Origin of the sequence: Klebsiella sp. EMBS2024, assembly GCF_036233805.1 — a bacterium.
Classification (GTDB): Bacteria; Pseudomonadota; Gammaproteobacteria; order Enterobacterales; family Enterobacteriaceae; genus Klebsiella; species Klebsiella pneumoniae.
This window is the reverse complement of the sequence record NZ_JAZARW010000001.1, coordinates 3700244-3711631: the sequence shown is the minus strand read 5'-3', so window position 1 is coordinate 3711631 and position 11388 is coordinate 3700244. Positions and strand designations below refer to the sequence as shown.

The following is an 11388-nucleotide window of genomic DNA, read 5'->3' as shown; positions in this document are numbered from 1 at the left end:
AGCAGGGAATTCAGGAACAGCTTACCGTGCTCGGTAATCTGCCAGTTCTGCTCGTCTTCCTGCAGGTAGCCCTGGGCTATCGCCGCGTCCAGCTGCGGGCGGATCGCCGCTTCCTCAAGTCCGGTATAGCGGCTAAATTCAGCGCGCGGCGCGGCCTCCAGCAGGCGAAAACGGTTCATAAAGAACTCAAACGGTTTATCCGCTTCTTCCACATCATGCTGACGCTCAAGGTAACGGCCTTCCATATACCCGCGCGGGTGGCGGGTTTTGGCGGTTCGCAGAATGCGTCCGTCAGGGAAGGTGATCTTGCCGTGCGCGCCGCAGCCGATGCCGAGGTAGTCGCCAAAGCGCCAGTAGTTGAGATTATGCTGACACTGGAAGCCTGGCTTAGCATAGGCGGACGTCTCGTACTGCTGATAGCCGGCGGCGCTCAGCAGCTGATGCCCCTGCTCGAAAATATCCCATAGCGCGTCGTCATCCGGCAGCACCGGCGGCCGGGAGCCGAACAAGGTGTTCGGCTCAATGGTCAGCTGGTACCACGACAGGTGCGGCGGGTTGAGGGCAATCGCCTGACGCAGATCGTCCAGCGCCTCCTCCAGCGACTGGTCCGGCAGACCGTGCATCAGGTCGAGGTTGAAGCTGCGCAAGCCGAGGCCGCTGGCGAGACGTGCTGCGCGCTTGGCTTCCTCCGGGCCGTGGATCCGCCCCAGGCGCTGCAGCTTCGGTTCGCTAAAGCTTTGTACGCCGATGGAGATGCGGTTCACCCCGGCGCGCTGATAATCAACGAAGCGATCGGCCTCCACGGTACCCGGGTTGGCTTCCATGGTGATTTCCGCCCCGGCGGCCAGCGGCAGGCAGGCGCGGACGCCATCCAGAAGGGTTTGCATGGCCGGGCCGGACAGCAGGCTCGGCGTTCCGCCGCCGATAAAAATAGTGCCTATTTCCCGTCCCTGGGCATATTGCGCATCAGCCTGCAGATCGTTCAGCAGATGCTGGACGTAGTCATCATGCGGCACCTCGCCTTTCAGCGCATGCGAATTAAAATCACAGTACGGGCATTTCTGCACGCACCAGGGAATATGGATATAGAGACTCAGCGGCGGCAAATTAGCCATTACGTAATGCTTCCAGTAACAGTTTCAGCGCCTGCCCGCGATGGGAAATGGCGCTCTTTTCTTCACGGCTCAGTTCGGCCGCGGTTTTCCCTTCTGACGGGACGAAGAAGATCGGGTCGTAACCGAAGCCGCCATGACCGGCGGCTTGTCGGGTGATTACCCCAGGCCAGCTGCCGTGGCACACCAGCGGCGTGGGATCCTCGGCATGGCGCAGATAGACCAGCACGCAGTGGAACTGGGCCTGACGCTGGTCGTCCGGCACGTCTTTTAACGCGTCGAGCAGCTTCTCAAGATTCTGCTGGTCGCTGGCATCGACGCCGGAATAGCGTGCGGAGTAAATACCCGGCGCGCCGCCAAGAGCATCGACGGCCAGACCGGAATCGTCGGCGATGGCCGGCAGGCCGGTGATCTGCGCCGCGTGGCGCGCTTTCAGAATCGCGTTTTCAATGAAGGTCAGGCCGGTCTCTTCCGCAGAGTCCACGCCCAGCTCGGTCTGAGCGACGATATCGAGACCAAAATCTTCCAGCAGCGAGGCCAGTTCGCGCACTTTGCCGGCGTTGCCGGTAGCGAGGACGACTTTTTGCATGATGAATCCTGTTTATTCAGTTAGCGCCGCGACCGCAGTCGGGATCTGTTGTGGGGCGATGATTTTAACTTGCTTATGGCGGCCCAGCTCGCCTTTTTCAATCAGTACCTGGCTTTTGGCGACGCGGAACTGTTTGGCGAGAAATTTCACCAGGTGGGCATTGGCCTGGCCATCAACGGGCGGGGCGGTAATGGCGACTTTAAGTTCGTCGCCATGTACGCCCACGATGCTATCGCGGCTGGCCTTAGGCTGAATGTACAGCCTCAGCACCAGCCCGTCAGCGCAGGTTTCAACGGCACTCATAGCGCCATCCACAGCCCCGGCAGCAGTACATTACCGGTGGCCTGCAGCACTTCGGCGATGCCCATATTGATTACGTACAACAGCAATACCAGCACCATCGGCGAGAAATCGATACCGCCCATCGACGGCAGCAGGTTGCGGATAGGGCGCAGCAGCGGGTCCGCCAGCTGCATCAGCACATACTCCACCGGGCTACGGCCCTGGCTGACCCAGCTCATGATCGCCATCAACAGTAGTACCCAGAAGATCAACGAGCCGATGGTTTTCAGCAGAATAAGCAGAGCGGAGATCCAGATGATCGGCTGGAAGGTGATCACCATAAACAGCACGATCGCTTTGATGACGCAGAGAATAAATGCCACCAGCAGCGAGGCGCTGTCAATCGGCCCCATTGCCGGGATAATCCGGCGCAGCGGTCCGACAATCGGCTGCGTGGCTTTCACCACAAACTGCGAAAACGGGTTGTAAAAGTCGCAGCGCGCCCACTGCATCCAGACGCGTAACAACACGACCATCGTGTAAAGCTCAATGACCGTTGAAAGCAGGAAAGTCAACGTCTTCATGGCGTTCCTCAGATTCCTTATTATTTGCTGTAGTCGCGCGCACCAAAAATGGCTGTACCGATGCGCACCATCGTGCTTCCCGCCGCGATTGCGGCTTCCATATCGTCCGACATTCCCAGAGACAACGTATCGACCGTGGGGTACCGCGTTTTTAATCGCGCAAATGCTACCGCCATTTGCCGGGCGACGGCAAACTGCCTTACATATTCTGACTCAGGCGCGGGGATGGCCATCAGGCCGCGCAGTTCCAGATGAGGTAACTCAGCGATCTCCGCCGCTAAGCCGTCGAGCGCTTCCAGCGGGATGCCGGATTTGCTCTGCTCATCGCTGATGTTAATTTGAATCAGCACCTTCAGCGGCGGTAAATGCGCCGGGCGCTGCTCGTTCAGGCGGGTGGCGATTTTCAGCCGATCGACGGTGTGGCACCAGTCAAAATGCTCTGCCACCAACCGGCTTTTGTTGGACTGCAGGGGGCCAATAAAGTGCCACTGCAGCCCGCTGACGCCAGCCTGCTGGAAATGGTTAATCTTCTCCACGCCCTCCTGGACGTAGTTTTCACCAAATGCCCGCTGGCCTGCCGCAATGGCTTCTTCGATCGCGCTCGCAGGTTTCGTTTTACTCACTGCAAGCAATGTCACTTCTTCTGGCGCACGCCCGCATCGGGCGGCAGCACCGGAGATTTTGTCCCGGACCTGTGCCAGGTTATGCGCAATATCGTTCATATTCCGAGGATGAGTTATGAAGCTGGAAGAAATCGTAGCCCTTAGTGTAAAGCATAATGTCTCCGATCTACACCTGTGCAATTCCGCCGCACCGCGCTGGCGGCGGCAGGGCAGGCTGCAGCCCGCGCCCTTTCCCGCGCCGGATATTGCGAATTTACTCAACGACTGGCTCGATGCCGCACAGTTACTGCACTGGCAGGAACACGGCCAGATTGACTTTGCGCTGAACCTGGCCTGCGGTGCGCGGCTGCGCGCCAGCGCCTTCGCCCATACGCGTGGGATATCGCTGGTGCTGCGTCTCCTTCCTGAACAGTGCCCGCGTCTGGATATGCTCGGCGCCCCGCCTGCGCTGAGCGAACTGCTGGCGGAAGAGAGTGGTTTGCTGTTGGTCACCGGAGCGACGGGCAGCGGCAAGTCGACCACCCTGGCGGCAATGGTGGGGCACCTCAATCAGCATCTTGATGGCCATATTCTGACGCTTGAAGATCCGGTGGAATTTATTCATCACAGCGAGCGCTGTCTGATCCAGCAGCGGGAAGTTGGCCGTCACTGTCCTTCGTTCGCCTCGGCGCTCCGCGTGGCGCTGCGCCAGGATCCGGATGTGATCCTGCTCGGGGAGCTACGCGACAGCGAAACCATTCGCCTGGCGTTAACCGCGGCGGAGACCGGGCACCTGGTAATGGCGACATTACATACCCGCGGCGCGGCGCCGGCGGTGGAGAGATTGATCGATGTCTTTCCGGCGGAGGAGAAAGATCAGGTTCGTAGCCAGCTTGCCGGAAGCCTGTGCGCGGTGCTGGCGCAAAAATTGTTACCTGCACGTCAGGGCGGGAGAGTTGCGCTATACGAGCTTCTGGTCAACACGCCAGCGGTGGCGAATTTGATCCGTGAAGGAAAAGTACATCAATTGCCTGGTGTGATGCAGACCGGGATGCAGGCCGGAATGTTGACCTTTACCCAGAGTTTTCAGCAACGTGTCGCTGCAGGCGCGCTATAAGATGAGAAAGAGATTGATATGACAGGTTAAATGATATGTTAGATGAATGTTTATTTGTTGTTTATTAATATTATTTGGTAATACAAATAACTTTTGATTATAAATTCAAATAACACATTCAGATTAGATATGTCGACAGTGAATACGCATTTCCAGGAAAAAAGTTTGATTATCTTTTGACAGCTTTGAGTCATTCGATTTATGCTGTTTGTGGGAATAGGNTGATTCTCATGGAATAACGTTTCAGTTTGTAAATTACCTTGGTGGTTTATAAATTCACGACTGTTTGTATCTTTTTTTATTCATTTAACCACCATGGCGGTGGGTAACAGCTAAGGAGAGTTTTAAGTGATTAATTTAAATGGAAATTCATCATCTTCTCGTCAGGTAACCTTTATTACCCACCCGTCTATTCAAAGCAAAGCCTTTGCCAGCTATCTGAGCGAAACCCTGATGGCACCGGTGGTTTTACAAAATATTAATAAACCGCTGGCGCAGCGTTTGGCAAAAGATTCTGTAATATTATTTGATATTGCAGTGTCAAATAAGAAATTAAACGGGGTGTGGCGGGATATTATTCGCCTGCAGGCAGATAATCCTCGTTTGTTGATTATTAATAGCGCACAAAAGTATGAGTTATACGAAATGGCGCAGTGGCCGGCTTTATATGGCGTGTTCCGTCATGACGATGATGAATCGCGCTTAATTGAGGGCGTTAAGGCCGTGCTGAACGGCGAGCAGACGGCTGAATTGAGCGTGATGCACCCGGCGATGTACGCTGCGGACCATGCATCGACTCCAGTAGAGAACTCGCCGCTGACCGAGCGGGAATGCGAGATCCTCAACGAACTGCGCTGCGGCGCGACGAACCTGGATATCGCCCGCGCGCTGTTTATCAGCGAGAACACGGTGCGGACGCACCTGTACAATGTGTTTCGTAAACTGAGCGTGAAAAATCGCACCCAGGCGGTGAGCTGGGCTAACGAACATCTGCGCCACTAAGCGGGTAAACGTGCGCCGTCAGCGGTCCGCCGGCGGCGCAGGAGGGCAGAGTTTAAAAGCTCTGCTCGAAGTAGCTTTCCAGTATGACTACGGCAGAGGCTGAATCGACGCTGCCTTTATTCAGCGCCCGGTAGCCGCCGTGTTCAAACAGGCCCGCGCGGGCCTCAACCGTACTCAGCCGTTCATCGTGGAGAAGGATCGCGACGCCAAAGCGGCCATGAATTTTATTGGCGAAATTACGCGCGCGCGCCGTCAGCGGTTGCTCGGTGCCGTCCATATTGAGCGGCAGGCCGACGATTACCGCCTCAGGCTGCCACTCTTTAAGCAGTTTTTCGATGACGTTCCAGTCCGGTTTACCGTCCTGCGCCTTCAGCGCCGGTAATGGTCGTGCGGTCGCGGTGATGCGTTGTCCCACCGCCACGCCGATGCTTTTGGTGCCAAAGTCAAAGCCGAGAAAGGTTCCGCTCATCACGCATGCCCCGCGACGCCTGGCATCGTCACAATGTCGATACCAATCAGTTTAGCCGCCTCGCGCCAGCGATCGGCGATCGGCGTACGGAAAAGAATATTCTGATCCGCCGGGGCGGTGAGCCAGGCATTATCTAAAATCTCCTGCTCCAGCTGCCCTTTCTCCCAAGAAGAGTAGCCCAACGCAACCAGCACGTTGCCCGGCTGCCGATCGGTTCCTAAGGTTTCAAGAACATCCCGCGAGGTGGTAATCACCGTGTTATCCGAGATGCGAATGCTCGAGGAAAAGTCAGAGGGCGGGGTATGCAAAATGAAGCCGCGGTCTTCCGCCAGCGGGCCTCCCAGCATCACCGGTTTATCCAGACGGATCTCTGGATTGCGCGGCTCCGGGACAATTTTGAGCTTCTCAAGGATCCCTTCCACCTGCAGATTTTCCAGCGGCTTATTGATAATAATGCCCATGGCACCCTCGTCGTTGTACTCGCAGATATAGACTACGGAGCGGCGAAAAATGGGGTCCTGAAGCGCGGGCATGGCAATCAGAAAGTGATGCTGTAAATTCATTGTCAGAGGTTCGTTCCTGGTTCAAAAAAGCAACACACAGTATGCGGGCAAAGTAGAATGGTGTCGATGCACTTTATCTGGCTGGCGCCCGAGTGGCGTCAGGCTGGCAACGTTTCACGAGCGCGGTAATCCGCGCTCGCTGCGCCAAAAGCGGACGTTGGTCCGCCGTCGTGCTTATTTATCGATACGTCTTTCGATAGCGTCCATCAGCATACCGGTGATCGAAATATCCGGGAAGGCGGCTTCGATTTCGCGTACGCAGGTGGGGCTGGTGACGTTAATTTCCGTCAGACGGTCGCCGATGATATCCAGGCCGACGAAGATAAGGCCTTTGGCCTTCAGCGTCGGGCCGACGCGGCGGGCGATTTCCCAGTCGCTTTCGGTCAACGGGCGGGCTTCGCCGCGGCCGCCGGCGGCCAGATTGCCGCGGGTCTCGCCACCCTGCGGAATTCGCGCCAGGCAGTAAGGCACGGGCTCTCCATCCACTACCAACACGCGCTTGTCGCCATCTTTAATGGCCGGCAGATAGTTCTGCGCCATGCAGTAGCGGCTGCCCAGTTCGGTCAGCGTCTCGGCAATCACCCCAAGGTTTGGATCGCCGGCTTTAACACGGAAAATAGAGGCGCCGCCCATGCCGTCGAGCGGTTTCATGATGATATCGCCGTGCTTTTCCCAGAAGGCTTTCAGCTGGGCTTTATTGCGGGTGACCAACGTTTCCGGAGTCAGTTCAGAGAACCAGGCGGTGAACAGCTTCTCGTTACAGTCGCGCAGACTCTGCGGCTTGTTGACGATAAGCGTGCCTTTCTCTTCCGCTCGCTCCAGGATGTAGGTGGCATAAATAAATTCGGTATCAAACGGCGGATCCTTACGCATCAGGATGACGTCAAGGTCCGCCAGCGGCAGATCCTGCTCGCCGGTGAAGTCATACCATTTATCGTAGTTCTGTTCGACGCTCAGCGTGCGCGTCCGGGCGCGGGCTTCGCCGTTGATCAAATAGAGGTCGTTCATCTCCATATAATGGAGTTCATAGCCGCGACGCTGCGCCTCCAGCAACATAGCGAAGCTGGTGTCTTTCTTGATGTTGATGGTTGCGATGGGATCCATCACGATGCCGAGCTTGATCATGGTTCTTCTCCGTTAACGCCTCAACCTAAGTCGCCAAAACGCACCTGTAGGGCGGTGATGGCGGTGAGCGCAGTAGTCTCTGTACGCAGAACGCGCGGTCCCAACAGGATATCAGTAAACTGGTATTGCGCGGTCATCGCTATCTCTTCAGCCGACAGCCCGCCTTCCGGGCCAATCAGCAGACGGACGCGTTCAACCGGCAGCGGCAGCGTGTTAATGCTGGCGCTGGCGCGCGGGTGCAGGTTGAGCTTCAGCCCGCTGTCCTGCTCGGCGCACCACGCCTCCAGCTGCATCGCCGGACGTATTTCCGGTACCACGTTACGACCGCTCTGTTCGCAGGCGGCAATAGCGATTTTCTGCCACTGCTGGATCTTTTTCTGCAAACGTTCGGCATCCAGTTTAACGCCGCAGCGCTCGGAAAACAGTGGCGTTATGAGGCTTACCCCGAGTTCGATCGATTTCTGGATGGTGAATTCCATTTTTTCGCCGCGGGACATCACCTGGCCTAAATGGATATGCAGCGGCGATTCCCGATCGTCAGGTTCGCCACTGAGCACCTCAACCGTAACGTTTTTCTTACCGGCCTCGGTGATGACCGCGTCAAACACCTGGTTACTGCCGTCAAAAAGCTGTAGGTGCTGACCGGCGGTCATGCGCAGGACGCGGCCGACGTGGTTGGCCGCGTCATCGCTCAGCGCGATCTGGCTGCCGACAATGAGGCGTTCTGGATGATGGATGCGAGGAATGCGCATGCTTGATATTCCGTTCGTTGCGCAGATGCCAGCTTCCCGCCATCGGGCGGGAAGCACAGGGCTGCAAATTAACAATTGCCGCTAGTGTAGGTTAGCTCTTTTGCGCCTGGCAAGCCTGCTGGACATACGGATTATGGTTGCCCTGCACTTTCGCGATGCGCTCATCACGTTCACATTCCCAGGCGGTGACCGGGTACTGTTTATTCCAGGCGGTAAACAGCTGAGTTTGCTGGCGGGAAAGATTCAGCTGATAGCGGTCGCGCATATAGAAGTAGGTGCGGGCGATGGCGCCGCGAGCGCGGGCAGGGGGCTCGGCGATTTTATCTTTAAAATCGACCTTCATGGTGCACTGGCCGTACTGGCCTTCACCGCCGTTCCACTGGCTGTACATAAAGTTGCCGCGATCGCCATTCACTTCTCCCACCGCCGGCTGCAGGTTGTGCATATCGCTTTCCATCTTGCGGTATTCCGGATCTTTGGCGCAGTTTTTACGTCCACCCTCCTGCCAGCACTGACGCTGATGGCCGAACTGCCATGCCGGCACTACGTGCTCCCATTCAACCCGGCTGGCGCGGTTCTCATTTTTACGCACTTTATAGCCGCAGGATTCCAAATCGATAACGCCTTTTTTCCCCTGCCAGTCGATTTTACAGCCGCAATAAAAATCGCCCGGAACGTCGGCATTCACTTTGACGCCAGCGGCTTTGGCCTGGGAAAAACTATTAATACCAGCGGCCGCAAGCGGACCACTGACTGCCGCGCTCAATACCGCTACGGCTAAAACATGCATACGGGACATCGTTAACTCCGTGTCAAAACGAGCCCGCAACGTAGCGAATGAGGGTGCCGGATGCAATCAGTCAGATCAGAAAGTTTCTAATTAATTCCGATGGTTATTTTTCAGCCACCAGCAGATCGCCGCAGCGAACGCAGCGGTAGGTGGCCTCGCCGCGAACCACCCGGTTATGGCGACGGACGGTGAGTTGGTGCTGCTGACAGCGACAGCGATAGGGGAAGGTGTTCTGGCGGACCGAAGCGAGTTCAAAGCGGTGGGTGCGACGCGCGGGAACGCCAAGGACGCTCTCCATCATCCATTTCCACTCTTTCCCGTGCGGCGCGACGCGGCCGAAATGCTGCCAGACCAGCAGGTGCGCCAGCTCATGCGGCACCACTTCATCGATAAACTCCCGCTGATTTTCCAGCAGCAGCACCGGGTTTAAACGAATTTCGTTTTTCTCCAGCCAGGCGGTGCCGGCGGAAGTACCACGCTGCTGGTAGACCAGCGTCGGTTCCGCATAGCGGCGTTCCAGCTTGCGATTCGCATTGGCGAGATGCTCCCGCAGGCTGCGCATGACGGCCTGCTGAATAGCGATGGGAATACGGGGCGTTTTCATAGCGCCAGAGGATAGTGCGGCGGAGGGGGGAGAGCAAGAGGAAGCTTCCTCCCGGGATGGGAGGAAGCTCAGGAAGGTTAATCGCGGGCACCGATCTCGCGCAGTGGACGACCCTGCATCAGGTTACGTTCAATATGTTCCAGCGAGACGTTTTTGGTTTCCGGGATCAGCCACAGCGTCAGCAGGATAAACAGCACGTTCAGACCGCCGTACACCCAGAAGGTATTGGCGCTGCCCAGCGAGTTGAGCATGGTCAGGAAGGTGGCGCCGACAATCATGTTGGCAATCCAGTTGGTCGCTGTGGAGCAGGTGATACCGAAGTCGCGGCCTTTCAGCGGCTGGATTTCGGAGCACAGTACCCAAATCAGCGGGCCGGCGCTCATGGCGAAACCGACGATGAACATCAGCAGCATCAGGACGGCGATGTACTGGGCGGTAGAGGAGTGAATGCCGATGTGCATCATGGTACCCAGGACGCCCATACCCGCGGCCATCACGATAAAGCCAAGGATCAGCGTCGGTTTACGGCCCCAGCGGTCGACCAGACCGATGGCGATAAAGGTGGCCAGCACGTTAGTCAGACCGACGATCACTGTCCCCCACATTTGCTCAGTGGTGTTGGCATAACCCGCCAGCTCAAAGATCTTCGGCGCGTAGTACATGATGACGTTCATCCCGGTGAACTGTTGCATCACCTGCAGCAGGATGCCGAGGAACACCGCGCGGCGGAAGTTGCTGTTGTCTTTAAACAGCGACCAGCCGGACTGTTTTACCTTCAGGCTTTCACGGATTTCATCGAGCTCGCGTTTCGCTTCGGCGCTGGTATCGCGCAGGCGCAGCAGCACGCGTTCCGCATCGACAAAGCGACGTTTGGCGGCGAACCAGCGCGGGCTGTCCGGCAGGAAGATAACACCGATCAGCAGCAATACCGCCGGAATGATGATAACCCCGAGCATCCAGCGCCATGCGCCGCTGTAGCTGAAAGCGGTGTCAGAGAGATAGGCGCCAAGGATCCCGATGGTGATCATCAGCTGGTACATGGAAATCATACTGCCGCGAATTTTTTCTGGCGCGATTTCCGACAGATACAGCGGAGCCGTATATGAGGCGACGCCCACCGCCAGGCCGAGCAGCACACGGGAAACCAGCAGGATCTCGACGTTTGGCGCGGCGGCAGAGAACAGCGAACCGGCGACGAAGAGGATGGCGCCGATCATCAGGCTCTTTTTCCGGCCCAGTTTGAAAGAGAGCCAGCCGCTGCCGACCGCGCCGACGGCAGCTCCGAACATCATGGAGCTGACCACCCACTCCTGGGTGTGGGCGGAAATCTGGAACTCATTGGCAATAAAGGGTAAGGCACCCGCAATAACACCGATATCAAGGCCGAACAGCAGGCCAGCCAGCGCGGCGAGGAAACAGACGAAGAACGTCATAGTCTTGTTCGAACGCCCTTGTTTTTTGTTGTCAGGCATAACGCCCTCCAGTTGAGTTATTGATTCTGTCGATGGTTAGGGTAGGACACTCGTCGGTAAAAAAACGTGACTATAATCACGGCTGTGTAATCGTTTCCACAAAGGTAAAGAAACGTAATTCATTAAATGCTTTTTAAATCAGCAATATAAACAAGGATAGACGACATTTTGAAAAACGGTAATCAGAGTTGACCGAAACAATATGTAACATTGTGAAAAATGGGTACAGGAGATAGCGTCTTTGGGCAGAAGGTGACAGTCTTTACTATGTAATCGCTTTCATTTTGTGGCGGCCGCGCGTTGAAATGGGGGCGCAGAAAAGGGG

Annotated in this window: 14 protein-coding genes; 2 read left to right on the top strand and 12 right to left on the bottom strand. The window is 56.6% G+C overall.

Features of this window, described 5'->3' with window-relative positions:
* The 5 genes from hemW to VZP09_RS17015 all read right to left on the bottom strand — a co-directional run.
* Positions 1–1115, bottom strand: a 1115-nt coding sequence (gene hemW, locus VZP09_RS17035) for a radical SAM family heme chaperone HemW (protein WP_276408226.1), incomplete at its 3' end; no start/stop codon positions are given.
* Positions 1108–1701: an XTP/dITP diphosphatase gene (locus VZP09_RS17030; protein ID WP_002916615.1), complete on the bottom strand. Its 594-nt coding sequence runs from the start codon at positions 1699–1701 to the stop codon at positions 1108–1110. The genes hemW and VZP09_RS17030, both read right to left, overlap by 8 nt.
* Before the next feature lie 12 nt (positions 1702–1713).
* Positions 1714–2004 (bottom strand): DUF167 family protein YggU, encoded by a 291-nt coding sequence (yggU, locus tag VZP09_RS17025; protein WP_002916614.1) that lies wholly within the window; start codon positions 2002–2004, stop codon positions 1714–1716.
* Positions 2001–2567, bottom strand: coding sequence for a YggT family protein (locus VZP09_RS17020; protein ID WP_002916613.1), 567 nt, complete (start codon positions 2565–2567; stop codon positions 2001–2003). The genes yggU and VZP09_RS17020 overlap by 4 nt, the downstream gene beginning before the upstream one ends.
* 20 nt (positions 2568–2587) lie before the next feature.
* A complete protein-coding gene (locus VZP09_RS17015) occupies positions 2588–3289 on the bottom strand; it encodes a YggS family pyridoxal phosphate-dependent enzyme (RefSeq protein WP_004144780.1) in 702 nt (233 codons plus the stop codon).
* Positions 3290–3305: 16 nt separating this feature from the next.
* Here VZP09_RS17015 and VZP09_RS17010 point away from each other — a divergent pair, with 16 nt between their 5' ends.
* Together VZP09_RS17010 and VZP09_RS17005 are read left to right on the top strand one after the other, a co-directional pair.
* The gene (locus VZP09_RS17010; RefSeq protein ID WP_023278735.1) at positions 3306–4286 is read left to right on the top strand and encodes a type IV pilus twitching motility protein PilT; all 981 of its coding nucleotides are present in this window, start codon (positions 3306–3308) and stop codon (positions 4284–4286) included.
* A gap of 348 nt (positions 4287–4634) precedes the next feature.
* Positions 4635–5288 (top strand): LuxR family transcriptional regulator, encoded by a 654-nt coding sequence (locus VZP09_RS17005; protein WP_002916607.1) that lies wholly within the window; start codon positions 4635–4637, stop codon positions 5286–5288.
* A 52-nt stretch (positions 5289–5340) separates the two neighbouring features.
* On the opposite strand, the gene ruvX is transcribed toward VZP09_RS17005, so the two are convergent.
* The 7 genes from ruvX to VZP09_RS16970 form a co-directional block, all read right to left on the bottom strand.
* Positions 5341–5757 carry a Holliday junction resolvase RuvX gene (ruvX, locus tag VZP09_RS17000; RefSeq protein WP_002916605.1) on the bottom strand — a complete coding sequence of 139 codons (417 nt, stop codon included), beginning with the start codon at positions 5755–5757 and terminating at the stop codon, positions 5341–5343.
* On the bottom strand, positions 5757–6320 hold the full coding sequence (locus VZP09_RS16995) for a YqgE/AlgH family protein (RefSeq protein WP_002916603.1): 564 nt from the start codon (positions 6318–6320) through the stop codon (positions 5757–5759). The genes ruvX and VZP09_RS16995 overlap by 1 nt, the downstream gene beginning before the upstream one ends.
* A 174-nt stretch (positions 6321–6494) precedes the next feature.
* On the bottom strand, positions 6495–7445 hold the full coding sequence (gshB, locus tag VZP09_RS16990; protein WP_002916600.1) for a glutathione synthase: 951 nt from the start codon (positions 7443–7445) through the stop codon (positions 6495–6497).
* Positions 7446–7465: 20 nt separating this feature from the next.
* Positions 7466–8197 (bottom strand): 16S rRNA (uracil(1498)-N(3))-methyltransferase, encoded by a 732-nt coding sequence (gene rsmE / locus VZP09_RS16985; RefSeq protein WP_002916597.1) that lies wholly within the window; start codon positions 8195–8197, stop codon positions 7466–7468.
* Between the two features lie 91 nt (positions 8198–8288).
* A complete protein-coding gene (gene endA, locus VZP09_RS16980) occupies positions 8289–8996 on the bottom strand; it encodes a deoxyribonuclease I (RefSeq protein ID WP_002916589.1) in 708 nt (235 codons plus the stop codon).
* A 94-nt stretch (positions 8997–9090) separates the two neighbouring features.
* Positions 9091–9591 (bottom strand): SprT family zinc-dependent metalloprotease, encoded by a 501-nt coding sequence (locus tag VZP09_RS16975; RefSeq protein ID WP_002916588.1) that lies wholly within the window; start codon positions 9589–9591, stop codon positions 9091–9093.
* 77 nt (positions 9592–9668) lie between these two features.
* Positions 9669–11063 (bottom strand): sugar porter family MFS transporter, encoded by a 1395-nt coding sequence (locus VZP09_RS16970; protein WP_002916587.1) that lies wholly within the window; start codon positions 11061–11063, stop codon positions 9669–9671.
* Positions 11064–11388: the final 325 nt, after the last annotated feature.

What these genes read in the sequence shown, in the direction of transcription:
- VZP09_RS17030 (WP_002916615.1), bottom strand. Translation starts at nt 1,701, where the DNA reads ATGCAAAAAGTCGTCCTCGCTACCGGCAACGCCGGCAAAGTGCGCGAA.
- yggU (WP_002916614.1), bottom strand. Translation starts at nt 2,004, where the DNA reads ATGAGTGCCGTTGAAACCTGCGCTGACGGGCTGGTGCTGAGGCTGTAC.
- VZP09_RS17020 (WP_002916613.1), bottom strand. Translation starts at nt 2,567, where the DNA reads ATGAAGACGTTGACTTTCCTGCTTTCAACGGTCATTGAGCTTTACACG.
- VZP09_RS17015 (WP_004144780.1), bottom strand. Translation starts at nt 3,289, where the DNA reads ATGAACGATATTGCGCATAACCTGGCACAGGTCCGGGACAAAATCTCC.
- VZP09_RS17010 (WP_023278735.1), top strand. Translation starts at nt 3,306, where the DNA reads ATGAAGCTGGAAGAAATCGTAGCCCTTAGTGTAAAGCATAATGTCTCC.
- ruvX (WP_002916605.1), bottom strand. Translation starts at nt 5,757, where the DNA reads ATGAGCGGAACCTTTCTCGGCTTTGACTTTGGCACCAAAAGCATCGGC.
- VZP09_RS16995 (WP_002916603.1), bottom strand. Translation starts at nt 6,320, where the DNA reads ATGAATTTACAGCATCACTTTCTGATTGCCATGCCCGCGCTTCAGGAC.
- gshB (WP_002916600.1), bottom strand. Translation starts at nt 7,445, where the DNA reads ATGATCAAGCTCGGCATCGTGATGGATCCCATCGCAACCATCAACATC.
- rsmE (WP_002916597.1), bottom strand. Translation starts at nt 8,197, where the DNA reads ATGCGCATTCCTCGCATCCATCATCCAGAACGCCTCATTGTCGGCAGC.
- endA (WP_002916589.1), bottom strand. Translation starts at nt 8,996, where the DNA reads ATGTCCCGTATGCATGTTTTAGCCGTAGCGGTATTGAGCGCGGCAGTC.
- VZP09_RS16975 (WP_002916588.1), bottom strand. Translation starts at nt 9,591, where the DNA reads ATGAAAACGCCCCGTATTCCCATCGCTATTCAGCAGGCCGTCATGCGC.
- VZP09_RS16970 (WP_002916587.1), bottom strand. Translation starts at nt 11,063, where the DNA reads ATGCCTGACAACAAAAAACAAGGGCGTTCGAACAAGACTATGACGTTC.